The organism is Martinezella sp. CNPSo 3890, assembly GCF_057784455.1.
This window is the reverse complement of sequence record NZ_JBXSOR010000002.1, coordinates 138,797-163,677: the sequence shown is the minus strand read 5'-3', so window position 1 is coordinate 163,677 and position 24,881 is coordinate 138,797. Positions and strand designations below refer to the sequence as shown.

Here is a 24,881-nt window from a genome sequence, read left to right as displayed (position 1 = left end):
ACTTGGCAAAGCATTGTGATGCGGCGTCACGCAGCTTTTGGGTGCATGATCCAAATACTCATGGCTGCATATTCATCATTTGATCCATGGGCATCATGTTTTGCTTCAGATGGTCCATGATCCAGATTGAACCGAGAACGATCAGCACGACGACCAATATGCCGAATGCCAGTGCGAGGACGTTGTTTGTGTTGTCGGGGCCTGTGGTGATATGCAGAAAGAACACCAGATGCACGCCCATTTGCGCAATTGCAAGTACGATAAGCGCTACCGGAATTGCCGGCCCGTAAACAATGTTGGAAGTGGCTAGCAAGAAGGAAGCAGCCGTCAGAATGATAGAAAATCCCAGGCCCAAGTTTGCGTTCAACACCCAGTGGCCGCTTTCTTCCGGTGGCTCGTCACCGGGCGCATGGTCGTCCCGCAAATTCCGCCTATTATCATATATGTCCGTGTCGGTGTCGGAGGTACTCATTAGCGAACTCCCATCAGATAGACGATCGTGAAAATGCCGATCCAGACGATATCAAGTGCATGCCAGAAGAGATTGAAGCAGATCAATCGATGAATGATCTCGCGGCGAAATCCTTTTATGAAGACCTGGGCCATCATCGTGGCCAGCCACACGCCGCCGAGCGTGACGTGCAGTCCATGCAGTCCGACCAGCCCATAGAAGGAAGTGAGCATTGCGCTGCGTTGCGGCGTGAAGCCGCGATCGGATAGTTCGATGAATTCCCATAGCTCAAGAAGAACGAATATCAATCCCAGCAGGCCTGTCAGAAGCAGAAATATAAGCGTCCACAGCTTATTGCGCGCATTTGTCGCCGCAAACGACAGCATGCAGGTGTAACTCGACAATAGCAGCGCCGCGGTTTCGAATCCCACGCGTTGCACATCGACGATATCGGTAATCACCGGCCCGCCGGCCGTCGCCCCCCTTTGCACGGCGAATGCGGCGAAGAAACACGCGAAAATGATGATGTCGCTCAGCAGATAGATCCAGAATCCGTAGCCGACAAGAATTCGCTTGTCCGCGGGGCCGGTAGCGCCCTGGCCAGTTCCCACCGCGGGCTCCCCCGGGCCATGAGCACGGTGGCCCAGACGATGCGGATCTTCGCGAAGACGCCGGATGGCTTCGACGCTCGCCGGCAGCCCGGTATCCGTCATGGCAATACTCCCTGTTCTGAGATTCGCGCGAGCATCGCCTCGCGAGCGGAGCGCCGGACACGGTCGACGCGCGCGACCTCGTCGGCCGAAACCTCGAATTCATGAACGTCGCGCCATGCGAAGACCACGAAGCCAATGAAGGCCGCCACGAGCGCCACGATGGCAAGCCACCAGATGTACCAGATCATCGCGAAACCGAAGATCGTGGCGAAAAAGGCTGTATAGATCCCAACGGGACTGTTTACCGGCATCTCGATCGGCTTATAATCCGGTTCGGGCGATAGTTGCTGTGATTCCACGGCGCGAAGTTTGATACCCCAATAGGCCTCCTCCCCCTCGACATTCGGCATGACGGCGAAGTTGAAGAACGGCGGCGGCGACGGGGTTGCCCATTCAAGAGAACGACCATCCCACGGATCTCCGGTAATATCCCGCAGCTTTTCCCGCTGGCGAATGGCGACGACCAATTGAATGACCTGCGCGATGACCCCCAGGACAAGAATGCCGACACCGACGACGGAGACGTAAAGCCAGGGCGCCCATTCGGGAACGTCGATGTGCTGCAACCGCCGTGTCATGCCATCAAGTCCGAGAACGTAAAGAGGCGTAAAGGTCACCCAAAACCCCGCGAAAGCCAGCCAGAAAGCTGCTTTGCCCCAACCTGCATGGAGCCGGAAACCGAATGCTTTCGGAAACCAGAATTCCATCCCCGCGAAAACGCCGAACACGACACCGCCAATGATGACGTTGTGAAAATGCGCCACCAGAAACATGGAATTATGCGTCAGGAAATCCGCTGGCGGTATGGCGAGCAGGACACCCGTCAACCCGCCTATGGTGAAAGTGAAGATGAAGCCCATCGACCAAAGCATCGGCACTTCGAAACGAACCCTTCCGCCATACATCGTAAAGATCCAGTTGTAGATTTTGACGCCGGTGCCGACGGCGATGATGCTGGAGGAGATGCCGAAGAAGGTGTTGACCGCGGCGCCAGCCCCCATCGTGAAGAAGTGGTGCAGCCATACCAGCATCGAAACGATGCAAATGAACATCGTCGCCGCCACCATCGAGCGGTAGCCAAATAGCGGCTTGCCGGAAAAGGTCGAAAAGACTTCGGAAAAGATGCCGAAGGCGGGCAGGACGAGGATGTAGACTTCCGGATGACCCCACGCCCATATCAGGTTCACAAACATCATCGGATTTCCGCCCGCCGTATTTGTGAAATAGTGCCATCCCACATAGCGATCGAGCGTCAACATGGCGAGCGTCGCCGTTAGGATCGGAAAGGCTGCCACGATCAGCAGACAGGAAGCCAGCGCGGTCCAGCAGAAGACCGGCATTCTGAGATAGCTCATGCCCTGGCACCGCATCTTCAATATCGTCGTGACGATATTGATGCCGGTTATCAGGGTCCCTATGCCGGAAATCTGCACGGCCCAAAGATAGTAATCGACGCCTACGCCTGGCGTATAGCTCGTCTCGCTGAGAGGCGGGTATGGCAGCCATCCGGTGCGGGCGAACTCGCCGATGAAGAGCGACACATTGACCAGCAGCGCACCGCTGGCCGTCAGCCAGAACCCAACCGAGTTGAATGTCGGGAAGGCAACGTCACGGACGCCGAGCTGCAGCGGCACGAGGAAATTCATAAATCCCAAGACGAGGGGCATGGCACCGAACAGGATCATGATTGTTCCATGCGCGGTGAATATCTGATTATAATGTTCGGGCGGCAGGTAACCGGGGGCATCGATCGCGACCGCCTGCTGGGTGCGCATCATGATCGCATCGGCGAAGCCACGGATGAGCATGACGACACCGAGCAGACAATACATAATGCCGATGCGCTTGTGATCGACGCTTGTGATCCACTCTCGCCATAAATAGGGCCACCATCCTCTTACGGTGACCAGAATCAAGACCACAATGGCGATGAGGATGACGGCGATGGAGGTGATCAGCGGGATCGGCTGAGACAGGGGAATCGCCGAGAGCCCGAGTTTTCCCAACATGTTCAATCCTTTCCGCCAGTAGAAGTCTCGCGACCCGCATGTTGTGGGGACTCGGCCTCGGGACCGGGACCTGGCGGAATCGTCTGTTGAACAATGGCATCGAAAAGCCCGGGATCCGCCAGCCGATAGGTCACAGGCTGAACGCGCTCGCTCTGCTGTAAGAGCTTGCCATACTCATCCCGATCGAGAGGAAGATCGGTCGCCTGAGTGCTCTTCATCCAGGTTTCAAACTCTGCATCCGGAACGCTTCTGACCTCGAACTCCATGTCCGAGAAACCGTCGCCGGAAAACTGAGCGGATATGCCCCGCAGGCGAGCGGATTCATCCGACTGAAGGTGCAGTTGCGAAATCATGCCAGGCATGGCGTAGATCATCGATCCAAGCCGAGGCACGAAAAACGCGTTGAAGACGCTCGCCGACGTGATCGAAAAGTGTACCGGCGTGCCGGTCGGGATCACGACTTGATTGACGGTGGCAATCCCGTTTTTTGGATAGATGAAAAGCCATTTCCAATCGAGCGATACGACCTGCACCTCGAGAGGTGGCTTGCTCGATGATAGCGGCCTGAACGGGTCGAGCCTGTGCGACCCGATCCAGATCAGACCGCCAATGAACATGATCGTCAGGATCGGAATCGACCAGACGACCGCCTCGATGCGTCCGGAATAGGACCAATAAGGGAGATATTCCGCTCGGGGATTAGAGGCGCGATAACGCCATGCCATCCAGAACGCCAGCAGGATGGTCGGAACCACTATGGCGAGCATGATCACTGTGGCGTTGATCAGAATCGAGGCATCACCGGCGCCTACGGGGCCGACCGGGTTCAGTACCGCTACGGAACATGAGGAGAGGCCAAAACTCAATAGGCAAAAAATCGCGCCGTGCCATCCGCGAGCGGACGCCGATTTTGGATTTTCCAAGCCGCGCATTCTGGATCGTCCTCTCCGTTGCGGCTCACCGAACTTGCAACGTCAGGCATTGTTCCATCCAAAATGTCGTCTTGCGGAGTTCAGCGCGCCGCCGTTTTCGTAGCGCTGCGATTCCTAGTTCAGGTCAAATGATCAGCGATCGATTTGCGTGGGAAGAATCGTATCGACAGACACCTCGCCTTCCAGCACGCCGCGTTTGAGGTCGGTTCGGCCGCGAGCAATCTCGATCACGGTATAAAGCTTGTCATCGCGAAATGCGCTCGCATTGCTGGTCGTCACATCTTCGGCAGGGGCCGCATCGACTTCCATAAAGTCAAGCTCATTGCCCGCCGCCACGATGCGCGCGTCGCCTGCAGTCCTAGCCGCCACGACAACCGTGCCATGATCGCGGGCGTTGTCCCAATGCGGATCTTCCGGAGCGGCGATGGGTTCCAAGCGGTAGATATTCAGAACCTCCCCGACATCCGTTGCTGAAGCAATGGTTGCCGCATCCCGAAGCTGATTCTGGCTCTCGACCGATCGCCCGAAGGTTGTTCTACTGGTTGCATTATTGACGTCGTCGGTGCCTGTTCTCGAAACATTCGACATGACATTCCTCGTTAGTTCCTGCATCCGTGTTCCCTAACCGCCTTGCAATCGAATTGGTTCCCGCCTTTCCAGTGCCGCGCCTCGACCATCACGCTCAGAAATGAACCCGAAAGGAAACGATGCATGATTCATTCCGTGGTTGCTTTTTCGACCAAAGCTCCACTTCATCTGATTTCACGTTCCAGTCACTCCAACCCCAAGGAATCTCGACGTGACCATCTCAGCGCAAGACATTTTCCCACCATCCGCGGCACCTTTATCGCCGACGCGCGTTGAGTGAATGCAAAATTGACGTCAGGTAGTGGGATCGGCACATTCTCTTGCCAATTCCTGGCCAAATGGCGTCAACGGAGGGAAATGACAATGGAACTGAAGCCATGGACGATCCAATCATCGCGGCAGATCCTAAAGGATCGGTGGATCGACGTGAGAGCCGACGACTGCGTAACCAGTGAAGGTCACCTGATCTCTCCCTACTACGTGCTTTCATACCCTGATTGGGTGCACGTCGTCGCAATTGGTGACGACAGTTCAGTCTTGTTGCTGGAGCAATACCGCCACGGACTGAATATCATATCGCTCGAAGTTCCCGGTGGAGGAATAGACGCGGGCGAAACGCCTTTGGAAGCGGCTAAGCGTGAACTTCTTGAAGAGACGGGCTTCGAGGCTCGCCATTGGCAATATTGTGGGCGCCTTGCACCCAATCCGGCGATGCAAACCAACTACAGCCACATCGTTTTAGCGACCGGGCTGACGGAGAGCCAAGCGCAGGTGAACGATCCTTCAGAACGTGTCGTACTGCGTCAGCTGCCTTTGATGGAAGCGGTAAACAAAGCCCTGACGGGTGGGATCTGCCAAGCCATTCACACCTCCGCCCTGCTGCTTGCCCTTGCGCGAGGAAACCTTCTGAAGATCACCACTTAGGCACGGAACCAATGGAAGGGACATGCGCGATTGACTATCGATAATCTTTAGAGCCGGCCGCCCATAAACGGAACGGATAGCCGAATGGGCAGTTCTATGAGAGCGCGATCTTTCGCGCTCCACCGAACCGGTCGATAAAACGCATGCGCATTCTGACTTGGCTGTGCCTGGCCGCCCTGCTGGCCGCCCCCGTGATCTGGTTCGTGACGGAACCTGCCATGCCTTTTGCGACGGGTGATCCTCGCCTTCAAGACAACGGCGATCCGGCGCGGGGCCAGCTTATATTCGCCGCCGGCGACTGCGCGTCCTGCCACGCCACCCCAGGCCAGAAGGATCGTCTGAAATTAGGCGGCGGTCTCGCACTTGCATCGCCTTTCGGCACATTTCGTGCACCCAATATTTCATCCGATCCCGTTGATGGCATCGGAAAATGGAGCACCGTCGATCTCGCCAACGCGTTGATTGGCGGTGTTTCGCCGCGACATCAGCACTACTATCCGGTATTTCCCTATCCCAGCTATACGGGCATGCGGCTCGAGGACATCAGGGATCTAAGGGCCTATCTGAGGACGTTGGCTCCGGTTTCCGGCCGCCCGCCCGCGCATGATCTGTTCTTCCCATTCCGCAGGCGCCGCCTGCTGGGCTTTTGGAAATTGCTGTTCTTCCGGGAAGGGCAGACGCAAGGACCCGCCAGCACCGATCCTGTCCTGGCTCGTGGCCGCTATCTGGTCGAGACCCTGGGCCACTGCGCGGAATGCCACTCGTCGCGCAATATGTTCGGTGCGATAAAGCCAGAAACACGGTTTGCCGGCGGTACCGACCCTGAAGACACCGGCTTCGTTCCCAATATCACGCCGAGCCGGATCGGAAATTGGTCCGAAGCCGACATCGCGGAAATGCTGAAGAGCGGCAACACGCCAAACCATGGCCGCGTCGGCTCGTCCATGGCCGAGGTCGTCACCAACATGGCGATACTGCCGCAAAGCGATCGCGATGCCATCGGGCGCTACATCAAGACCCTGCCTCCTCGGCCGACACCGCATCCTTAAATGGGATCAATGGGTGTAGAGATAGGCGGCGACATCCCGGGCCTCGGCTTGCGAGATCCCTGTTTTCGGCATCGCGGAATTGGGCGAAAAATCCTGCGGCGACACGATCCAATGAACGAGGTTATCGCCCGTATTGTTGACGACGCCGCCAATATAGACCCGTTTTTGAAGACCCTCCAAAGTCCCGCCCACCTGACCATCGGCACCGGCTATGCCGGGGATTTGATGGCATCCGGTGCACCCATATCGACGAAAGATCGGCGGTGCGCGGGAGGGATCCCCGCCTTCGGTCAGTACGCGTGCCACCTGCAGGCGCTGCCGCGAAGTCTTCGCCATGTTCGCGCCAATCAGAGCGCAAAGCACTGCAATGGCTGCCGCGCCTAGCCAGATGCCGCGAGATCTATAAAGGACGGATGCGTGGAACACGGCCCGCTCCCTTGCTGGCATTCGCGATCCATAGGGCTGCCATCGCGAGTGCGGCGCCGGCATAAATCGTCCCGGCTGGAATCCACATGACCATTCCCGCGAGCTGCTGATCCTCGAGCGGCGTAAGCCCCCATGTTTCCGCAGCATGCGTCTGCGCGACATAAAGGACGCGCGGCGCAAGTGCCATCAGCGCACCGAGTGCTCCAGTGTGCAGCATGGTCAGGAACAGGTGCCACGCCGCGACGCCGTGATTGCTGCGCCAGAAGATCGACCACCAGAATAGGATAGCGGTGGCGAAGAAGCTCAGATGCTGGAGGCGATGCAGCGTGACATCGCCAACGGCGGCATCGAACAGGATCGGCGCATGCCAGGCCCATATGGCGACGGCATGCGATAGGGTGGCATTGGTTCCTCCGCTGAGCCAGCGCCAGACGATCCGCACGGAGCTCCGCCTCATCGCCCTCCCCGTCCAGCGCCTCAGCCGATCCGGCAGTCCCCAGAGAAGCATGCCTGCCGGTCGCGCGATGACGATCACCGGAGCGGAGATCGCCATGATGATTTCGTGCTCGATCATGTGAAAGGTAAAAAGCTGCTCTCCGAGCCAGTGCAACGGAGACAGCAGCGCACAGGCAAGCGTCACCCAGCCGACCCAATAACAAAGGGCACGCTTCGCCACGAGGGGTCTGCTCGTTCGAGCGCGTCTCCTCAGCCTCCACCAACCTCGGCCGTAAAGAAAAGCCGCGACCGCTAACGGTGTCACGATCCACGGGTCGATCGTCCAGACCGAATGAAAGAGATGCGCTTCCGCGCCATGGGCGGCAGCCTCCCGCCCCGTCATCAGCAGGATCATGAGGGCGGCTAATGCTCGCATACGTTCAAGAGCCACGCGGCTCCTCCCTGCAGGAAAAGCGCGAAGGCGATGGCGAGCCCGACGAGGACACTGAGATGGCGGAGGAACAGCCCCGTTCGCGCCTCCTCGGGCGTAGAACCGGCCCGCGCTATCGCCGCGCTCGCCAACGCAAGTAGAATTGAGACGGAAGATGTCAGGACGGACCAATGCGTATGCCGGCTGCAATCGACATAGGGGAGCATCTGGCCAAGCTGGGTATTGCCGGCCCATACAAGTGGGGCAAGGATCAAACCCCCATATTTTGCCGCCGTGGCCATCATAGACGTGGCACCCAGTAAATGCATGCGTACAAGGGAATCCACGCCACCACGACAAAGTTCCAGTACATTGCATTATCTTCGACATCGCCGAAGCGGCGCGGATTATCGGCATGCCTCGAAAACATCAGGCCGGTCAGTACCAGCGTATCGATGAGATCCGTGACGATGTGGGTCGTATGCAGCCCCAGCATGGTCCAAATGATCGAGCCATACGCATTATCGTCCCAGCGAATGTTGAGGACGGCGAATTCGAAACCGCGCAGGATCAGCGGCACCGCTCCGAGTACCGACATGACGATAAGCCCGATCCGCACCTTGTGTAGATCTCGTTGCCGTGCCCAGCGGGACACGAGAATGTTCGGCACGACGCTTGCCAGCAATATCGCGGTCAGGGTCGTTCCGGGAACGAGGCCCGGCGCCGGTGCGTCGATTGGCCAGTGCGGGGCGAGGCTCATCAGGTAGAAATAGACCGCGATCGCCAACGCGAAGCCGGACCCTTCGATGAGCATGAAGGCACAGGTTCCCCACCAGGTCGGGCTTGCCCTCCCCATGCCATGAGGCGGCAGCCTTGAAACATCGAGGACGACGCGCTCCTTCATGATTCATCCTCCGGCGTCTGCTTCGGCCAGAACCAGCCCGTCAAGGTGATCCCGATCGGAATTGATCCCCAAATGACCGCCCAAGGCGAGAAGATCGACCAGATCAGCATCACCGTGGTGGCGAGAGCCGCCAGGAACGGCCAGATCGAATTTCGTGGCGAGGACTCGCTTGCTTCCGGCCGCGCTTCGACGACGCTGCTGACGATCAATTCGCGCCGGTCGGTGCGCAGCCCGCCGGCAACCGCGAGTTCATCCGGCTGCGACCACAGGGGGTCACAAGCGTCGACGACCGGGATATGGCGGAAATTGAAGCATGGCGGCGGTGACGATGTCGCCCATTCAAGCGTCGAGGCATTCCATGGATTCTCACCGGCGATCTGCCCGGATCGAGCGCTACGGATGACATCGATGAAGAAGACGAGGAATCCCAGTGAAAGGATAAGGGAGCTGAAGCTCACGAACATGTTCATGCCGGCCCAGGGCATTTCCGGCTGATAGGTGTAGATGCGCCGCGGCATGCCCTCGAGCCCGAGAATATGCATTGGAAAGAAGGTCAGATTGAAGCCGGCAAAGATCAGCCCGAACGCCCAGCGGCCGAGCGTCTCGCTCATCATCCGTCCAGTCATCTTGGGAAACCAGTAATAGATGGCGCCGAGCAAGGGAAAAACGGCGCCGCCGACCAGGACGTAATGGAAGTGTGCGACGACGAAATAGGTGTCGTGCACCTGGGTATCGAACGGAACCGAGGCGACCATCACCCCGGTCAGCCCACCGATGACGAAGGTCACGATGAACCCGATGACGAACAACAGCGGTGTCTTGAAAACAGGCTGTCCGCTCCATAGCGTCGCCAGCCAGCAGAATATCTGGATGCCGGCTGGAATGGCAATCGCCATGCTGGAGGCGGTGAAGAAACTCTCGCCGAGCTTCGGCAGGCCGACAACGAACATATGATGCACCCAAAGGCCGAAAGCCAGGATTCCGGTTGCGATCAGGGCCATGACAAGCGGAAGATAGCCGAATACGGGGCGGCGCGAGAAGGTTGCCGTTATCGTCGACACCATGCCGACGGCTGGCAGGAAGATGATATAGACCTCGGGATGGCCGAAGAACCAGAACAGATGCTGCCATAGCAGCGCATCGCCGCCCTCCGCGGGATTGTAGAAATGCGTCCCCACCAGACGATCGAGGATCAGCGTCGAGCTGGCGAGCATGATTGCCGGCATGGCCATGATAACGAGGAAGGCCGTGACGAGCATCGACCAGACGAACAGCGGAATGCGGTCGAGCGACATGCCCGGCGCACGCTGCTTGAAGACGGTGACGACGATTTCCACCGCAACGGCCAAGGCGGCAACTTCCGTGAAAGTAATCATCTGCGCCCAGAGGTCGGCACGCTTGCCCGCGCCATATTGCGGTCCGGATAAGGGCACATAGGCAAACCATCCGACATCGGGCGCGGTATCGAGCGCAAACGAGATCCACAACAACAGACCGCCGGCGAGATAGATCCAATAGGAAAAGGCATTCAAGCGCGGAAAGGCGATATTGCGGGTGCCGACCATCAGCGGCACGAGATAGACCGCTATGGCTTCCATGACCGGCACGGCAAACAGGAACATCATGTTTGAGCCATGCATGGTGAAAATCTGATTGTAGCGGTCCGGACCGATGAAGCGCGCCTCCGGCTGCGCCAATTGCAGCCGCATCGCGAGCGCGAGCAACCCGCCCAAGGCGAGAAAAACGAATGCGGTAACGATGTAACGGCGGCCGATGATCTTGTGGTCGACTGTCGTGAGGGCACCCCAGACCCCGGCCGGCGTCCTCCAGGTCTGCGCGAGCCGCCGCTCGAGCTCGTCGTCATCGAACATCAGATCCGTCGGTTGTGTCGGTTTGCCGTCGTTCGTCATCGCAGGCTTTCCATATAGGCGGAAAGCTGCCGCAGTTCGTCACTGGAGAGTGGAACCATCGGCATGTTGTTTCCCGGTTTCAATGTCTGCGGATCGGCAATCCAGGCGGCAAGTGAACCGCGGGTGTTGTCGAGCAGGCCTGCCGCGATCGTCTGGCGGCTCCCGACATGGGTCAGATCCGGCCCGGTCGATCCCGATGCCTCGGTTCCGCGTATGGTATGGCAAGCCGCGCAAGGCTTGCGCATGAAGAGAGCCTTGCCCGCCGCAGCCTCTGGATCGGCCGGCGATACGCTATTGGCCTTCTGGGCGGCGGCCCAGCGCTGATAGGCGGCCATGTCCTCCGCGATGACGAACAGCGCCATATGGCTGTGCTGAAGCCCGCAGAATTCCGCGCATTGACCGCGATAGACACCTGGCCGTTCCGCTCGTATGGATATGACGTTCTGCCGGCCGGGAATGAGGTCGCGCTTACCGGCGAGGCTCGGTACCCAGAACGAATGAATGACATCCAGGCTTTCGAGCTCGATGCGAATATCGACACCAACCGGGATATGCATCTCATTGGCCGTCTGAAAGGACTTGGTCGGATCGACATCATCATAGATGAATTGCCACCACCATTGCTGGCCGCGAACCTTAATCGTAAGACCGGCATCCTCGGACATGCCGAGGCCGCGGGTTGTATAGAAACTCGCAATCGTCAAACCCGCGATGATGACAACAGTCGCCGCGACAGCCGCCGTTACCAACTTGCCCATCCGCAGCTCACTTTCGGAGCTTGGACTTTCCCGCGGTCTCCTGGCGCGCAGCAATGCGAGGACCAGCACGATCATGACCAGTGCCCACACAGCGCAGCAGACGACCACGATCCCGATGATGAGATGCTTGAGCTGAACGGCCGCGGCCCCCTCGGCATTCAGGGCGGACTGAGCGCCGTTGCATCCTGCAATTAGGATGGCCGACAGGAGCAGGAAAACGGCAGCGCCCGCTTTCAATGGGATGGCTCCTGTACAGCGTTCGGTCCGGCAGGGCCCTCGTCGAACAGAATTGCCGCCGGCGCGCGGTTTTCCGCCGGACGGGTCTGCTTATCGTCATTGCGGCTCGGCGCGGTGGTCTTGGCCTTATATGCGCCGATCGTCTGGACGTAGCCTGCGAGTTGCCAGATCTCGTCAATCGTCATCTTGTCGCGAAAAGCCGGCATTCCATGCGGCCGGCCATCGCGGATGGAGGCGGCTATCGACACCATCTCCGGACCATAGAGCCACCAGCCATCCAGGAAAGAAGGACCGATCCCGCCACGCCCGTCGCCATGGCATGCTCCGCAACCGAACCAGGAATAGAGCCGTTTGCCCTGGCTAAGATCGTAAGCGGTGGTCTCATAGGGTTTGCCGAGGGCAAAATAGATTTCCGGCGGAGTGCCGCTGATACCGTTTGGCATAAGGCGCAGCTCGTCCAAGGCTGCTCCGACGGCCGGATCGGTTCGATATTGTCGCCCTTCTCGTGCATCGCCGATGAGCGCGGCCGCGCCGAGGGTCACCAGAAAAACAACGGCTACGAATGTGCGATCAAGGAATTCTCTACTTACCTCCCACGGCATGGCTGATATTCCAACCTGTTCGGGATTCAATGAACCGGAGCCGCGCCAGAGCGGACAAGGCGCACGGGTAGCAGCTTGTAAGACGGTGTCTTCGCCTTGGCGTCATGATGGCTCAACGGGAACAGCGGGTTGGCTTCCGGGTAGTAGGCGCAGCAACATCCTTCCGGCATGTCATAGGCAACAATGGTGAACCCTGTGACCCGCCGCTCCGTTTCCCGATCGATCGCGGTCACCAGATCGACGGCCTCGCCGTTGCTGAAGCCCAGGCGCCCTACATCCTTTGTGTTGACGAAGACGACCCGCCTGGTTCCTTCTATACCGCGATAGCGGTCGCTCAAGCCATAAATCGTCGTGTTGAACTGATCGTTGGAGCGCAACGTCGCGAGATGAAGGATATCGTCGCTTTGCGCATCGAGCGAAAACTCCGGAAACAGGCGGTCAGGCGTAATGAAATTGGCCTTGCCGTTGGGGGTCACCCATTTACGTTCCCGCGCGGGCAACGGTCTTGGAATGCCGCCAGGATGGAACATGCGCTCGTTGAAGTCCTTGAAGGTCTCCGGATAGGTTTGCTCGATGGCGTCGCGGATGGTCGAATAGTCAGCAACCCAGCGGTCCCATGGCACGACGCCCTTGGTCAGCGTCGCCTTTGCCATTCCTGCGATGATTGCGGGCTCGGAAAGCAATTCCGGACTGGCGGGCTTGGCCCTTCCACGCGAGCCGTGAAAATGCGCGACCGAGCTTTCCATCGAAACGGCCTGCGGGCCGCTCGCCTGTTCATCGATTTCGATGCGGCCAAGGCACGGTAGGAGATAGCCGATTTCGCCATGAATGACGTGGCTTCGATTAAGCTTGGTGGCGATCTGGACGGTCAGGCGCAGCTTCCGCCATGCATTCTCCATCGCGACGGTTTCAGGAATGGCTCGCAGAAAATTTCCGCCGAGGCTGACGAACGCCCGCGTCTCGCCCTCAAGAATCGCTTTGCATGTTTCGACCGTGGTGTGGCCGATCCATTCCGGCGGCTCGAACTGATAAAGTGCGGCCAGCTTGTCCAGCGGCACGAGGCCTGGCTTTTCCGTGATCCCCACCGTGCGCTGACCCTGAACATTCGAATGGCCACGGACTGCGCAGATATTGGCTCCCGGCTTACCGATATTGCCGCGCAGAAGCGCGAGGTTGACGACCATATGTACGTTTTGGACACCCATGACATGCTGCGTAAGGCCCATGCCATAGACCATGAGAACCGCATTCGAGTTGGCATAGGTCGAAGCAGCCTGCTGCATCTGGGCCCGCGTCAGGCCCGAGACACGCTCCAGCTCGGCCCAATCGTAATTTCGCGCCGCAGCCGCGAATTCCTCGAAGCCCGCGGTATGTTGGCGGATGAAATCGTGGTCAAGGACATGCTTCTTGTCGGCGGCGGCCATCGCTGCGGCAAAGGCGACCGTTCCGGCATCGGAGGGATCGTCCGGTATCGCATCGCTTCCCGCGACCTTGCTGGTACCGGATGCTTTCAGAGCATCGTCGGCCTCGATCAGCGCCTTGCACACGCCGAAAAGCGCGGCGATATCGCCGCCGTTCTTGACCTGGTAGTATTCCGAGGAAATCGGCGTTTCCTTGCCGGTGAGCATCTGACCGGGCATCTGAGGATTGATGAAACGCTGCAGCCCCGGCTCGTGAAGTGGGTTGAAGGTGACGATCTTGACGCCTCGGTTGACCGCATCCTGCAGGTCGTGAAGCATTCTCGGCGAGGACGTACCAACGTTCTGCGCAAGATAGAAGATGCAGTCGCAATTTTGGAAATCGGACAGAATGGCCGTACCGATCGAAGCGCCGATGCTTTCCGGCAGGGCGACGGATGTGGTTTCGTGGCACATGTTTGACGAATCCGGCAAATGATTGCTGCCGTATATGCGCGCGAACAACTGATACATGTAAGCCGTTTCAAGCGACGCCCGCCCAGACGTATAGAAATCAACCTGCTCTGGGGACAGCGCCCTCAACTCGCGGCCGATCTCCTCAAAAGCCACATGCCAGGCTATGGGTACGTATTTGTCCTTTTCCGCATCCCAGCGCATGGGATGCGTCAGACGCCCTTGTTCCTCGAGATCATGGTCGGGCCAGGTTTCAAGTTCGGTGAGCGTATGTGCCGCGAAGAAGGCACGATCGGCGCGCCGGTTGGTAACTTCCCAACTGGTAGCCTTGGCACCATTTTCGCAGAACTCCAACGGATGAGGCTTGGCAGGCTTGCCCCAAGCGCAACTGACACACATGTAGCCGTCGGACTTGTTCTGATGCGCCAGGAGGGATGGGCCCGCGATCGGAATATGCTCCCGAAGGAGAATGCCACCCACCGACTTCGCAGAACCCCATCCACCTGCTGCGGGTTTGCCGGCTGTTTTCGATGGTTCGTTTCTCGGGTGGGTAGCCATGATGAAGATCCTCGATTTCCCACAAAGAACCAACGACAAGCTTTTCTGTTCCCTAGCGCCCGTGCCGGCGACGACGGCCATGGCGTCAGCTGGCATTGCCGCTAGAGCCGAATGATTTTAGGTCGAGTCGACCTAAAACCTGAATTCGCTCTAGAATCAAAAAAGTAGAGCGTGATGTCGTCCGAAAACCGCATACACTTTTCGGCATCACTCTAGAGATCGATGAGTGCGTAAGGCTTGCCCGTGGGTTTCTCGATGTGGGCGGCGACATTGAAAACTGGTGCTCCTGCGGGGGTCCGGCCCTCATAGCTGCCCCGGTGCGCGTGTCCATGGACGACTGCATCGACTTTGAAGCGATCGATCGTTTCGGCAAGACGCGATGAGCCGAGAAAGGGAAAGATTTCCGGCGGTTCGCCGACGACTGTATCCGTGATCGGCGCATAGTGCAGAACCACCATGGAGCGGCTGGCCCGAACCTGACGCATGGCGTTTTCCAGCCGCATGGTTTCATCGACGCTTTCAGCAACCATCGCCTTGATGGCGGGCTCTCCGAAGGAACTCAGCATGTAGCGTCCAAACCCTCCGGCAAAACCTTTCACGCCGACGAAGCCAACTCCGTCGATCTCCACTGCTCGGCCGTTCAAAAGCTTCACGCCCACGCCCGTGAGAATGGACGTTACCTCCTCGACGGCACCGCTTTCATAATCATGATTGCCGAGCACCGCCACCACCGGAACCGTGCAGTTGCGCAGGTCGGCAGCAAGCAATTCGGCCTCTTTCGGCTTGCCGAGGTCGGTCAGATCGCCGGCGATGACCAAGACATCGGCGACCGAACAAATGTCGGCAAAAAGCGCCTTATAGGATTGCTCCCGATCTTCCTTGACATGAAGGTCTGCGACGGCGGCGACTCTCAATTTCCGTCGTTGATCATTGGCCATCGTCAACTCTCCTCTTCGTCGCGCCATTCGCCGTCGCCGCTTACGTCGGCGAAGCCCCATTCCTTCACGTCAATTTCAAAATCGACACGAGAATACATCCGGCCGCGGCATATCTTCGTCTGTGGCAAAGGCAGGTCACGCTGAGCGCTTAAACGGTCGAGTAGCTCGTCCATCAGCCAGTTCGGAATTTTGTCGCGCTCGGAAGGATAGATCCAGCGGAAATTGAGAAGATGGATCAGCAACACTTCCCAATTTACCTCGAGATATTCCAGCAGCTTACGCCAATCGATCTTGTCGTGTGCCTTCAGGATCACATGGGCGACGTCGGCGCCGTCATAGCGATGCCGGAGCTGAACGAAGCATTTCGACCAGATTAGCTCGGTTGCCCCAGCGATGCGAACGGAGCAATCGCACATCTGGAACCGGCGGGCGTCCTCGAACCATTTATCGTTTACAGGCGTCGCTCCATCAGGGGATGCAAAGATCACATCGAAGAAGTGCCGTCCCTTGGAGATCTTCCCTAGCCAGCGCTCATCTATCACCTCTATCGAATAGCCATGACTCTGAAAATTCGAGAGAATCCGTAGAAAATCGCCTGCCTTGCAAAAAATATCGCAATCCTTCGTTTCGCGCGAAATTCCTGTGTAGGCGCTGACCGCGTAAGTGCCCGCGACGAGGAACGGGATCCGGGACTCAACGAGATCCTTGATAACACTCGCAACGAAGGCCTCAGCATCCGGATCGGTTAACTTAGGCACCGCCTTCGCTTCCATCGGCGAATTATCCCTGGTGCTCAAATCCATATTCGCGGGAGCATTCATTTGATCGCCGCCTAGCTGAAGACATATTAACTTGAACACCGTCGACGGGCGGTTGTTCCATTGCCCATTTAAGACAGATGTTGATGCGCCACTGAGCGCACGGACAACGGATCATCAGTAAGGGGTATTCGCGAACTGCTTGTCCTTGCAAACGCATCGCGGTGGTCGAGGTGCTAAGCCGTCCGCCCCGATTAAGGCTTCTATGACGGTACCAACCGTCACTGCGTTGGAACTCACCCGGCTCTATTCGATTATATGAGGAAAAGGAGCTGCGCGGGACGCCACGAGGACTCGGTCGTGAAACTGCTTATTGTCGCCCTTTTCCTAGTCTGCTTAACGTCCTGCTCGGATGAACAGCAACAGCGCGACCGAAAAATTCGTGATGTGCTCTCATGGAGCGCGACGGCGGAGATGGTCTTGGACGCGCGAACGGAAATGCGCGTATCGAATAGTTTTGCCATCCTAACGATAGAGCGGTGCGCAAAGGAAATCGGCTCCCTATCGAAGGAGCTTCCGACATTCCCGGAGAATTTGGCTGCCCTCGCCGGCCGGTTGAATATGGTCACCGGTTCAGCGCATCGCGAGCTCATCAATGGCCGGACGGATGGGCTTTCCCAATATGTTCGCGATTTGCGAAGCCTCGAAAGCGACTTGAGAGCTAAATCAGGAGCAGCAGATTGAAGAAATTGCTGCAGGTATCGCTTGGCGTCATCACCAGCATCGGCGGTTTTCTTGAAACGGGAAATATCGCGACCTCCGCCCAAGCAGGAGCAGCCTATGGTTATACTCCCCTTTGGGCTATTGTTCTCGGCACGATCTGTGTGATTTTCCTCGTTGAAATGTCGGGGCGCTTCGCAATCGCGAGCCATTATACGATCGTCGACGGAATTCGGGATCGCTTCGGCTCCAATATTTTTCTTCTCACTGCATCCGTGGTCTTTATCGTCAATCTTCTCGTTCTTGCCGCCGAAATCGGCGGCATCTCGCTTGCGCTGCAATTCCTGACTGGCGTGAAATTTCCGTGGTGGTCATTGCCGGTGACATTTACCGCTTGGCTGCTGCTCTGGCGGGGCACATTCGGCCTTATCGAGAATGGCATATCGTCTTTGGGGCTTCTGGCGCTCGCTTTCGTCGTCGCCGTGTTTGTCATGGATCCGCACTGGGGCGAAATCGCGAAAGGACTTGTGCCGACGCTGCCGAGTAAAGATCGGCTACATTATAGCTTCATCGTCGTCGGAATATTGGGCGCTGTCATTTCGCCCTATCTCTTTTACTTCTATTCCTCGGGTGCCATCGAAGACGAATGGGACAAGACCTACTTTGGCGCCAATCGCGCGATCGCGATCCTTGGCATGAGTTTCGGCGCGATCATTACCGCCGCAGTCATGGTTCTGGCTGCAATGATTTATCCCTCCAACGGGATTGAGGATATTGAAGGATATGAGCAGATTGCCATGATCCTCACGCCCGCCTTTGGAAAATGGGGACTTTGCCTCTTTGCGATCTCGCTCGGGATTACATGTTTGGGCGCGACCCTCGAGGTGAGCCTGGCACAGGCCTATCTAATCGCACAAGGCTTCGGATGGAATTGGTCGGAAAACATGAAGCCGAAAGAAAATCCCGCCTTCTGCCTTGTCTACACAGCCTGCCTTATGATTGCCATGATCCCAATCGTCATCGGCTTGGATCCGCTTCGGATCACCATCTTTTCGATGGCCCTCTCAGCTCTCAGCCTGCCGTTCGGCGTGGTTCCCTTCCTTATCCTGATGAACGATCCGACCTATGTAGGGAAGCACAGAAACGGGTGGATCGGCAATGCCGCGGTCATCTTTATCGTCGCGATGGCTTTCGTGCTTTCGATTGTAACTACACCTCTGGAGATTCTGGGAGGCTGACATGTATCTTGTGCGCGACGTTCTGGATAAGCAGGTGGTCGATCGCAGACAGGCTCGTATCGGAAAGGTCGACGGGATCGTGCTTACGACCGAAAACGACGGCCGGCTCAAGATCAGCTTTGTCGAAATGGGCCATTTGACGCTGCTGCGAAGGCTGAGCCAGCGCCTATATCGCTGGCTGCTTGCCTTTTCCCAACGGGTGCGGGCAGAGCGCGATCAATGCCCCTATCGGATTCCTTGGTCGAAGGTCACTGATGTGGGCATCGACATTGAAGTTGATATCGACAACAGCGAAACACCGCTAGAACAGAAGCAGGAATGGTTGAGACAACATATTCTCAGGCACATTCCGGGAGGGTTGTCATGACGGAAATACATCTGGAGCTCCTGCTTGGAATGAAGGTTCACGACTTAAATGGTCGGCCGATCGCACGCTTGGAAGAGATCAAAGCGGAAGCTGCGGACGAAGATTTCTTCGTTGTTGAATATCACCTCGGAGCTCTTGGCTTGCTGGAAAGACTATCGGCAACGACGATTGGCAACGTCATGCTACGGCTCTTCGGATTCGAACAGCGGCCGACTGGTTATATCGTTCCATGGGATAAGCTCGATGTAGGGAATTCTGGTCAACTTAAACTCCGATGTACCGTCGACGAACTCAGGACGAGCGCACCGTAACGCATTTCGGCTAAAGCGTGGTGCATTGGGAATCCTTCTTACTTGACCTCGCTTTCGAGCCGGTCGGTCACCTGTTTGATTTCCTTCTACGGACGGATCACTCACACTTCTTATGATTGTCGGCGGTTTGTCATATGACGATGCGGCGAGATTTTCCGGGTGCGAGATCGGAAGATCAAAAGCCACGTCTCACGAGCACGCGCGACATCGGTTAAAATGCTCGGCGAGAATTCGGTAGGTGGTGGTGCTTCGATCCATTAGGACCTGATTGGCGGCCGCCGGGGCAGCCGCCGGCTGGATTGAATCGATCAGCTCTTGATGGCGATGCGTTTGACTTGCGACTGCGCCTTCTCACTCTTCGGCAAGGTTACGGTCAGCACGCCATTCTTGAAGCGGGCATCGACCTGCTCTTCGTTGACCTCGACGCCAAGCGGGATGCGGCGCTCGAAGCGGCCGTAATAGCGCTCGGAGAACTGGCGATCCTTGTCCTCGTTCTCGGAACGCTTTTCGCCCTTCAGCGTCAGCACACCATCGTTGAGCAGGACCTCGATGTCGTTCTCCTCAAGCCCGGGCACTTCGGCGGTCACCTTGATCTCCTTGGCAGTGTCGGAGATCTCGACGTTCGGCCAGCCGGCACTGAAGACGGAGCCGTTTCCGAAGGATGACAGGCCGGTGCCGAAGCCGCGGAAGACATTATCAAATAGACGGTTTACCTCGCGATGAAGCGACAGGAAGGGATCACGGTCGTCGTCGCGCAGGACAGTCGGAATCTGATTGCCATTGTTGCGATTCCAGGGAATCAAATCGCGAACACTCATGTTTTTCTCCTTTCCGTTTGCTCACTTGGCAAAGTTCGCCTGGAGGCGCCGAGCCATGCTCGGCGCCTTTGTGCGAATTGCGCTTGTGTGGAAGCTTAAGCCGCCTGCTTTTCGGCCTCTATTTGCTTCGTCTCAGGCTTTGATAGAGCCATGTCGGTCGTAATGGCGATCTGGCGCGGCTTCATTTCTTCGGGGATTTCGCGCTTTAGATCGATCGTCAGCAGACCATTGACGAGACCGGCACCTACCACCTTGACGTGATCGGCAAGCTCGAACCGGCGCTGGAACGAGCGGCCGGCGATGCCGCGATGCAGATACTGCACATCTTCAGCATTTGCCTTCTGGCCCGAGACGACGAGCATGTTCTGCTCCTGGGTGATCGTCAATTCGTCCTGCGAGAAGCCCGCCACTGCCATGGCGATGCGATAGCTATCCTCGCCGGACTTGACGATATCGTACGGGGGCCAGTTGTCGATCGTGTCGACGCGACTTGCCGCTTCGAGCGCATTCAACATTCGATCGAAGCCGATGCTCGACCGGAACAGGGGTGAGAAATCGAGGTTTGTCCTCATAGCCATATCCTCCTTATAAGCAACATGGATACAAGGAGACGCCAAGAGCATGACGTCTCCTGGACTTCGTTCGATTCCCATTGGGCAATCGAACAATATTAATATAATTCCGTGGCTTACAGTTTCAAGAGTAGTGCAACTCCCCGACAAAAAAATTGATTTTCGCGTGACCAGATTCGGGTAATACGGCAGATGCCGAGCGGCAGAGTTACCGCCATGGTTGACGTACTGGCTCCGATAGAGAGAAACCGGAATAGGCAAGGCGACGACACTGCCTTCTTCGCCGCCGGCCTATGCCGTTGTCAGCACCCTGATATCGCCTCGTCGATCAATGACGTCGACCACGACGTGGCGACCGGATCGGCGGATGGTGACGTCGGCCGACCCACTGCCGATCTGCAGGCGTCGCAGCGACACCTCATCAAGGAAAGGAGGCAGCTGCGGCTCGTTGAAGCTGACGTGCTGCGCGTTCGGGTCAAAATCAAGGCCTAGGCACGATTGCAGCAGGAAGAGCGGCGCGGCAGCCGCCCATGCCTGCGGAGAACAGGCGACTGGATAGAAGGTCGGTCCCTGCGCCTGCTGGCGCGGCAGCCCGCAGAAGAGTTCAGGAAGCCGGCGCAGGTCGATATAGGTCGAGGCCGTAAACAGGCCTTCGAAAATCCGCGCTGCTTCAGCGCGATAGCCGTAGCGGGCAAGGCCGGCGGCAATCAGGGCATTGTCATGCGGCCAGATCGAGCCGTTATGATAGCTCATGGGATTGTAACGCGCCTCGGTCGAGGCGATGGTGCGGATACCCCAGCCGCAGAAGGACGAAGCACCCATCAGCGTTCGGGCAACGACGCGTGCCCTTTCGGGATAGGCTATGCCGGTGAAGAGGGCATATCCAGCATTGGACGATCGAACCCTGCAAGGGCGCTTATTTCCGTCCAAAGCAAGTACATAAGTGCCGAGTTCCTCGTCGAAAAAGCTCGTGTCGAAAGCCCGGCGCAAGGCCTCCGCCCTCGCCAGGAATTTCGCGGCTCGTTCCGCCTTGCCGAGCCTGCGAAAGATCTCGGCGGCCCCCTGCCAGGCGCCGTAGAGATAGGCCTGCACCTCGGCAATCGCGATCGGTCCCTTCGCAAGCGTGCCGTCGATGTGAAAGATGGAATCGTGGCTGTCTTTCCAAGCCTGATTGATTAGGCCCTCTTCTGTCCGTCGTCCATATTCGACGAAACCGTCGCCGTCTCGATCGCCATGTTCGTCGATCCAGGCAAGAGCCGCCTCGATGGCAGGGAGCAGCGACTGGATCGTGGCAAAATCTGCCGTACGTTTGAGGTATTCGCCAGCCAGCAGCACGAAGAGGAGCGTGGAGTCGATACTGCCATAATAGCGGCGGAAAGGCACTTCACCGAGTTCGGCCATCTCTCCATAGCGGACCTCGTGCAAAATCTTGCCTGGTTCCGCGTCCGCGATAGGGTCGATCTCCGCCGCCTGGTTGGCCGCCAGGTGGCCGAGCACCCCGCGGGCGATCTGCGGATCGAGCCAGAGCGTTTCCAGCGCCGTGATCAGGGCGTCGCGGCCGAAGACGGTGCTGAACCAGGGAATGCCGGCATAGGGATAAGGTCCTTCCGGCTTGTCGGTCATCAGCATGTAGAGGTCGGAGACGCTGCGGCGAACCACCTCGTTGAAGATCTCGTTGGACGTAACGATCGATGCCGCGCGTGAGGAAGACGAACGCAAGGCTCGGCGCGCATCCCTTAGAGCAAGGAAAAAGGAACGGTGGCTCGGTCGCCGGCCAGCGACCCGATCGCAACCTATCTCGATGAAAAACGATCGCGCCTCATGCGGCTCAAGATGGAGATCATAAATAACCTGATCGCTGCAAATTTGATCCGGCCTTGGATCAAAGCAAATGCGGGTCGACCGCTTTCGTTCATCAAGCCCGATATAAGAAAGCAAGATCGAATCCTGCTCCACCACGGGGGTAAGATGGCGGCCTTTACGCACTCTCACAGTTCCGCGAACCTCGAACAGGTCGGCGAAATCGGCCGCAAATACGATTTCGACACGAACATGCTGCCGCCGATCGTCATAATTCCGGATGGCCAGCCGCTCGTAGCAACCGCCATTCCACAAGAAGCGGGATCTGCGAAGATGAATGAGATCATGGCCGAGCGTGAGCTTACCTTTTTCGTCGAAAAGATCGGGGTTGGTGAGATCGCAGGTGAGCGTCGCGTTATCCTCACGCAGCGTCGACGACAACAGCATTGGCCGCTTGCCGTTGATCGTCAGATAGAAATGCGAGAGATAACGCGTATCACGATGGAAAAGGCCCTCCGGGCTACCAGGCCCGGAAAGCGCATCGCCATTGTGGTCGAAGACGGCGAAGGTATCGCCGTGCTTCAAGGTGCGCGGTCGCCGCTCCTGCAGGGATGCGGTTGCCGGTATGAAGAATTGCGCCACCGGGGCGGCCGGCTCTACCGACGCGACGGATGGCTTGCTGTCCACAGAAGCGGTCGACATGCTGCCATGTCTCCTACGCCACGACCTGGAGATCCAGATCCTGGCCATTGGCTCGGCGCAGTGACGCCGCCTTCGTGCGAACGCCGGGCAGGTTACGATAGATAGCGAGATAGTCTCGCGCCATCCGTTCCGCGCTGAAACGCCGTTCGAAAGTCGCGCGTACCTTGTGGCGATCCATGCGCAGCGCCCATTCGACATTCTCGGCCGCCTCCGTAACACTATCGACGACGATGCCTGAAACACCGTTATCAATCACTTCCGGAACCGAACCGCATCCGAACGCGACTACCGGGGTGCCGCATGCCATTGCCTCGATCATCACCAGCCCGAACGGTTCGGGCCAGTCGATCGGGAAAAGCAACGCGCCGGCGTTACCAAGGAAATCGGCCTTCTGGTGCTCGTTGATTTCGCCGATGAACTCGACGTTCGGATGGCTCTTGACCATCGGCGCGATCACCGTGTCCCAATAGGCCTTGTCCGCATTGTCGATCTTGGCGGCGATCTTCAGCGGCATACCAACCTTGGTTGCGATGCGGATCGCGCGATCCGGACGTTTCTCGGGGGAGATTCGTCCCAGGAAGGCAAGATAGTTGCCTTTGGGCTTTGCCGTGAAGGAAAGAAGATTGGTCGGAAGACCGTGATACACGGTTCCGGACCAGTTGACCGGTGGCATCGGGCGACGCTGATCATTGGAGATCGATACAAGCGGGATATCAGGAAAAGCCTTGTAGAAAGGCTTGAGATCCGGCAGGTCGAGACGTCCATGTAGCGTCGTGACTGTACGATCCGAAAAATCCCGGATCAGCGGGAAATGCAAGAGATCAATATGGAAATGTAGGACATCGAATTCATGCGCCCGCCGGCGGATCTCCTCCAGCAGGACGACTTAATGCGGAAGATGATCCTTGACGGCCGGATTGAGCCTGAGCGCGACCTCCGAGCACGCCACCAAGGTTGCATCGGTAACGGAGTCACCGCTAGCAAACAGCGTGACGTCGTGACCCTGAGCGACAAGTTCTTCGGTAAGATAGGAAACGATGCGCTCGGTTCCCCCATAAAGCTTCGGTGGAACGCTTTCGGCAAGCGGCGCAATCTGGGCGATCTTCATCGGCAAAACCTCCTCATAAGAGCAAAGAATGGACGGCAAAAATCGGGTAGCGTCCTAAAAAGGCACGCGTTTACAAGGCGATGTCTAGGCTTCTGATATCTGGCGGCGGCGACCTCCCTTTCTCAGGCTGCTAGAAACAAAACGGCCGGTAAAACGGCGCAGCCGCGATCTCTGGCGACGAAGTTTATCGGCCTCCGCAGGCCGCGACGAGATCATGTCTTGGCCGTCATCCAAGGACTTTAAAGCGGCGATGATGTCGTCATAGGAGACGACATGGTCCGCGCCTGGAAAGCGCCGAAAGCCGGGCATCGATTCGATTGCGAATATATCCGAGGCCCAGGATGCAAGAATGGCGCGCTTGTGATCCTTCGTGATATGCTCCGCCAACAGAACATCGCGCGGATGGGCAAAATGTCGGGCAGGATACAACAAATGCGCCGACGTGACCGCAGCGGTGGATGGGTCGCTCATTGTGATACTGTCGGTTTCCTTTCTCATATCTGGCTCCATCGATGTCTGATCGCTGAGTTCTGGCCACGTTAGGAAGCTTCAGCTTGGTCCGTTACCCTCCATGGTGCCCCCTCAGCAAATGAATTGCCTTCGAGCTCGGAGAGTGCCGCCGCGCGCAAGGCTGACGGTTCGTGCAGGGCTCTGCTATAATATCTTGCGACCGTTGTCATGATCTGCGCAACGGCAGTAGGATCACGTGAGACCCCTTTACCACGCGCTATCGATTTGACGACGTCCATGCA

General features: G+C 57.7%; 24 protein-coding genes and 1 pseudogene. 6 read left to right on the top strand and 19 right to left on the bottom strand.

All coding sequences use genetic code 11. The features are described 5' to 3' along the window. Window positions 1–58: 58 nt before the first annotated feature. The 5 genes from cyoD to AC13RC_RS06885 form a co-directional block, all read right to left on the bottom strand. Complete coding sequence (cyoD, locus tag AC13RC_RS06905) at window positions 59–472, bottom strand: cytochrome o ubiquinol oxidase subunit IV (protein WP_069614309.1); 414 nt, start codon at window positions 470–472, stop codon at window positions 59–61. After that, window positions 472–1,164: a cytochrome c oxidase subunit 3 gene (locus AC13RC_RS06900; protein WP_113353037.1), complete on the bottom strand. Its 693-nt coding sequence runs from the start codon at window positions 1,162–1,164 to the stop codon at window positions 472–474. Before AC13RC_RS06900 ends, cyoD begins: the two co-directional genes overlap by 1 nt. Beyond that, the gene (locus tag AC13RC_RS06895; RefSeq protein ID WP_488556809.1) at window positions 1,161–3,173 is read right to left on the bottom strand and encodes a cbb3-type cytochrome c oxidase subunit I; all 2,013 of its coding nucleotides are present in this window, start codon (window positions 3,171–3,173) and stop codon (window positions 1,161–1,163) included. Before AC13RC_RS06895 ends, AC13RC_RS06900 begins: the two co-directional genes overlap by 4 nt. 2 nt (window positions 3,174–3,175) lie before the next feature. After that, window positions 3,176–4,105, bottom strand: coding sequence for a ubiquinol oxidase subunit II (gene cyoA / locus AC13RC_RS06890; protein ID WP_488556808.1), 930 nt, complete (start codon window positions 4,103–4,105; stop codon window positions 3,176–3,178). A gap of 132 nt (window positions 4,106–4,237) precedes the next feature. Continuing rightward, complete coding sequence (locus tag AC13RC_RS06885) at window positions 4,238–4,693, bottom strand: hypothetical protein (RefSeq protein ID WP_488556807.1); 456 nt, start codon at window positions 4,691–4,693, stop codon at window positions 4,238–4,240. A 363-nt stretch (window positions 4,694–5,056) separates the two neighbouring features. On the opposite strand from AC13RC_RS06885, the gene AC13RC_RS06880 reads away from it, so the two are divergent. Beyond that, window positions 5,057–5,617, top strand: a complete 561-nt coding sequence (locus AC13RC_RS06880) for an NUDIX hydrolase (protein ID WP_488556806.1) — start codon at window positions 5,057–5,059, stop codon at window positions 5,615–5,617. A gap of 143 nt (window positions 5,618–5,760) precedes the next feature. Further along, complete coding sequence (locus AC13RC_RS06875; RefSeq protein WP_488556805.1) at window positions 5,761–6,666, top strand: c-type cytochrome; 906 nt, start codon at window positions 5,761–5,763, stop codon at window positions 6,664–6,666. A gap of 6 nt (window positions 6,667–6,672) precedes the next feature. On the opposite strand, the gene AC13RC_RS06870 is transcribed toward AC13RC_RS06875, so the two are convergent. The 9 genes from AC13RC_RS06870 to AC13RC_RS06830 all read right to left on the bottom strand — a co-directional run bounded on the left by AC13RC_RS06870 (window position 6,673) and on the right by AC13RC_RS06830 (window position 16,508). Continuing rightward, complete coding sequence (locus tag AC13RC_RS06870; protein ID WP_233788523.1) at window positions 6,673–7,002, bottom strand: c-type cytochrome; 330 nt, start codon at window positions 7,000–7,002, stop codon at window positions 6,673–6,675. Between the two features lie 64 nt (window positions 7,003–7,066). After that, window positions 7,067–7,963, bottom strand: coding sequence for a cytochrome c oxidase assembly protein (locus AC13RC_RS06865; RefSeq protein WP_488557039.1), 897 nt, complete (start codon window positions 7,961–7,963; stop codon window positions 7,067–7,069). A gap of 295 nt (window positions 7,964–8,258) precedes the next feature. Continuing rightward, window positions 8,259–8,861 (bottom strand): cytochrome c oxidase subunit 3, encoded by a 603-nt coding sequence (locus AC13RC_RS06860; protein WP_113353028.1) that lies wholly within the window; start codon window positions 8,859–8,861, stop codon window positions 8,259–8,261. Beyond that, on the bottom strand, window positions 8,858–10,771 hold the full coding sequence (gene ctaD / locus AC13RC_RS06855) for a cytochrome c oxidase subunit I (protein WP_488556804.1): 1,914 nt from the start codon (window positions 10,769–10,771) through the stop codon (window positions 8,858–8,860). The genes AC13RC_RS06860 and ctaD overlap by 4 nt, the downstream gene beginning before the upstream one ends. Continuing rightward, window positions 10,768–11,766 carry a cytochrome c oxidase subunit II gene (gene coxB / locus AC13RC_RS06850; protein ID WP_488556803.1) on the bottom strand — a complete coding sequence of 333 codons (999 nt, stop codon included), beginning with the start codon at window positions 11,764–11,766 and terminating at the stop codon, window positions 10,768–10,770. Before coxB ends, ctaD begins: the two co-directional genes overlap by 4 nt. Next, on the bottom strand, window positions 11,763–12,368 hold the full coding sequence (locus AC13RC_RS06845) for a c-type cytochrome (RefSeq protein WP_488556802.1): 606 nt from the start codon (window positions 12,366–12,368) through the stop codon (window positions 11,763–11,765). Before AC13RC_RS06845 ends, coxB begins: the two co-directional genes overlap by 4 nt. A gap of 26 nt (window positions 12,369–12,394) precedes the next feature. After that, entirely contained in the window at window positions 12,395–14,797 is a 2,403-nt protein-coding gene (locus AC13RC_RS06840) for an FdhF/YdeP family oxidoreductase (protein ID WP_488556801.1), read from the bottom strand. Between the two features lie 212 nt (window positions 14,798–15,009). Further along, window positions 15,010–15,735, bottom strand: coding sequence for a metallophosphoesterase family protein (locus tag AC13RC_RS06835; protein ID WP_113353024.1), 726 nt, complete (start codon window positions 15,733–15,735; stop codon window positions 15,010–15,012). Window positions 15,736–15,737: 2 nt separating this feature from the next. Beyond that, window positions 15,738–16,508 carry a hypothetical protein gene (locus AC13RC_RS06830; protein WP_488556800.1) on the bottom strand — a complete coding sequence of 257 codons (771 nt, stop codon included), beginning with the start codon at window positions 16,506–16,508 and terminating at the stop codon, window positions 15,738–15,740. A gap of 345 nt (window positions 16,509–16,853) precedes the next feature. Here AC13RC_RS06830 and AC13RC_RS06825 point away from each other — a divergent pair, with 345 nt between their 5' ends. The 4 genes from AC13RC_RS06825 to AC13RC_RS06810 are packed head-to-tail and all read left to right on the top strand — an operon-like array spanning window position 16,854 to window position 19,129. Next, complete coding sequence (locus AC13RC_RS06825) at window positions 16,854–17,237, top strand: hypothetical protein (RefSeq protein WP_162750846.1); 384 nt, start codon at window positions 16,854–16,856, stop codon at window positions 17,235–17,237. Beyond that, a complete protein-coding gene (locus AC13RC_RS06820; RefSeq protein WP_488556799.1) occupies window positions 17,234–18,451 on the top strand; it encodes an Nramp family divalent metal transporter in 1,218 nt (405 codons plus the stop codon). The genes AC13RC_RS06825 and AC13RC_RS06820 overlap by 4 nt, the downstream gene beginning before the upstream one ends. A gap of 1 nt (window position 18,452) precedes the next feature. Beyond that, window positions 18,453–18,818: a hypothetical protein gene (locus tag AC13RC_RS06815; protein WP_488556798.1), complete on the top strand. Its 366-nt coding sequence runs from the start codon at window positions 18,453–18,455 to the stop codon at window positions 18,816–18,818. Beyond that, window positions 18,815–19,129 (top strand): PRC-barrel domain containing protein, encoded by a 315-nt coding sequence (locus AC13RC_RS06810; RefSeq protein WP_113388591.1) that lies wholly within the window; start codon window positions 18,815–18,817, stop codon window positions 19,127–19,129. The genes AC13RC_RS06815 and AC13RC_RS06810 overlap by 4 nt, the downstream gene beginning before the upstream one ends. Before the next feature lie 308 nt (window positions 19,130–19,437). Here AC13RC_RS06810 and AC13RC_RS06805 read toward each other — a convergent pair whose 3' ends face one another. The 5 genes and pseudogenes from AC13RC_RS06805 to AC13RC_RS06785 all read right to left on the bottom strand — a co-directional run bounded on the left by AC13RC_RS06805 (window position 19,438) and on the right by AC13RC_RS06785 (window position 24,627). Continuing rightward, on the bottom strand, window positions 19,438–19,947 hold the full coding sequence (locus tag AC13RC_RS06805; protein ID WP_113388590.1) for an Hsp20/alpha crystallin family protein: 510 nt from the start codon (window positions 19,945–19,947) through the stop codon (window positions 19,438–19,440). 95 nt (window positions 19,948–20,042) lie between these two features. Next, a complete protein-coding gene (locus AC13RC_RS06800; protein ID WP_113353018.1) occupies window positions 20,043–20,519 on the bottom strand; it encodes an Hsp20 family protein in 477 nt (158 codons plus the stop codon). Between the two features lie 291 nt (window positions 20,520–20,810). Further along, window positions 20,811–23,021 (bottom strand): amylo-alpha-1,6-glucosidase, encoded by a 2,211-nt coding sequence (locus tag AC13RC_RS06795; protein ID WP_488556797.1) that lies wholly within the window; start codon window positions 23,019–23,021, stop codon window positions 20,811–20,813. 13 nt (window positions 23,022–23,034) lie between these two features. Further along, window positions 23,035–24,129: pseudogene (locus tag AC13RC_RS06790) on the bottom strand (glycosyltransferase family 4 protein). Window positions 24,130–24,213: 84 nt separating this feature from the next. Then, window positions 24,214–24,627: a hypothetical protein gene (locus AC13RC_RS06785; protein WP_113353015.1), complete on the bottom strand. Its 414-nt coding sequence runs from the start codon at window positions 24,625–24,627 to the stop codon at window positions 24,214–24,216. Between the last annotated feature and the right edge of the window lie 254 nt (window positions 24,628–24,881).

What these genes read in the sequence shown, in the direction of transcription:
- cyoD (WP_069614309.1), bottom strand. Translation starts at nt 472, where the DNA reads ATGAGTACCTCCGACACCGACACGGACATATATGATAATAGGCGGAAT.
- AC13RC_RS06900 (WP_113353037.1), bottom strand. Translation starts at nt 1,164, where the DNA reads ATGACGGATACCGGGCTGCCGGCGAGCGTCGAAGCCATCCGGCGTCTT.
- AC13RC_RS06895 (WP_488556809.1), bottom strand. Translation starts at nt 3,173, where the DNA reads ATGTTGGGAAAACTCGGGCTCTCGGCGATTCCCCTGTCTCAGCCGATC.
- cyoA (WP_488556808.1), bottom strand. Translation starts at nt 4,105, where the DNA reads ATGCGCGGCTTGGAAAATCCAAAATCGGCGTCCGCTCGCGGATGGCAC.
- AC13RC_RS06885 (WP_488556807.1), bottom strand. Translation starts at nt 4,693, where the DNA reads ATGTCGAATGTTTCGAGAACAGGCACCGACGACGTCAATAATGCAACC.
- AC13RC_RS06880 (WP_488556806.1), top strand. Translation starts at nt 5,057, where the DNA reads ATGGAACTGAAGCCATGGACGATCCAATCATCGCGGCAGATCCTAAAG.
- AC13RC_RS06875 (WP_488556805.1), top strand. Translation starts at nt 5,761, where the DNA reads ATGCGCATTCTGACTTGGCTGTGCCTGGCCGCCCTGCTGGCCGCCCCC.
- AC13RC_RS06870 (WP_233788523.1), bottom strand. Translation starts at nt 7,002, where the DNA reads ATGGCGAAGACTTCGCGGCAGCGCCTGCAGGTGGCACGCGTACTGACC.
- AC13RC_RS06865 (WP_488557039.1), bottom strand. Translation starts at nt 7,963, where the DNA reads ATGCGAGCATTAGCCGCCCTCATGATCCTGCTGATGACGGGGCGGGAG.
- AC13RC_RS06860 (WP_113353028.1), bottom strand. Translation starts at nt 8,861, where the DNA reads ATGAAGGAGCGCGTCGTCCTCGATGTTTCAAGGCTGCCGCCTCATGGC.
- ctaD (WP_488556804.1), bottom strand. Translation starts at nt 10,771, where the DNA reads ATGACGAACGACGGCAAACCGACACAACCGACGGATCTGATGTTCGAT.
- AC13RC_RS06845 (WP_488556802.1), bottom strand. Translation starts at nt 12,368, where the DNA reads ATGCCGTGGGAGGTAAGTAGAGAATTCCTTGATCGCACATTCGTAGCC.
- AC13RC_RS06840 (WP_488556801.1), bottom strand. Translation starts at nt 14,797, where the DNA reads ATGGCTACCCACCCGAGAAACGAACCATCGAAAACAGCCGGCAAACCC.
- AC13RC_RS06835 (WP_113353024.1), bottom strand. Translation starts at nt 15,735, where the DNA reads ATGGCCAATGATCAACGACGGAAATTGAGAGTCGCCGCCGTCGCAGAC.
- AC13RC_RS06830 (WP_488556800.1), bottom strand. Translation starts at nt 16,508, where the DNA reads ATGGAAGCGAAGGCGGTGCCTAAGTTAACCGATCCGGATGCTGAGGCC.
- AC13RC_RS06815 (WP_488556798.1), top strand. Translation starts at nt 18,453, where the DNA reads ATGTATCTTGTGCGCGACGTTCTGGATAAGCAGGTGGTCGATCGCAGA.
- AC13RC_RS06810 (WP_113388591.1), top strand. Translation starts at nt 18,815, where the DNA reads ATGACGGAAATACATCTGGAGCTCCTGCTTGGAATGAAGGTTCACGAC.
- AC13RC_RS06805 (WP_113388590.1), bottom strand. Translation starts at nt 19,947, where the DNA reads ATGAGTGTTCGCGATTTGATTCCCTGGAATCGCAACAATGGCAATCAG.
- AC13RC_RS06800 (WP_113353018.1), bottom strand. Translation starts at nt 20,519, where the DNA reads ATGAGGACAAACCTCGATTTCTCACCCCTGTTCCGGTCGAGCATCGGC.
- AC13RC_RS06795 (WP_488556797.1), bottom strand. Translation starts at nt 23,021, where the DNA reads ATGTCGACCGCTTCTGTGGACAGCAAGCCATCCGTCGCGTCGGTAGAG.
- AC13RC_RS06785 (WP_113353015.1), bottom strand. Translation starts at nt 24,627, where the DNA reads ATGAGAAAGGAAACCGACAGTATCACAATGAGCGACCCATCCACCGCT.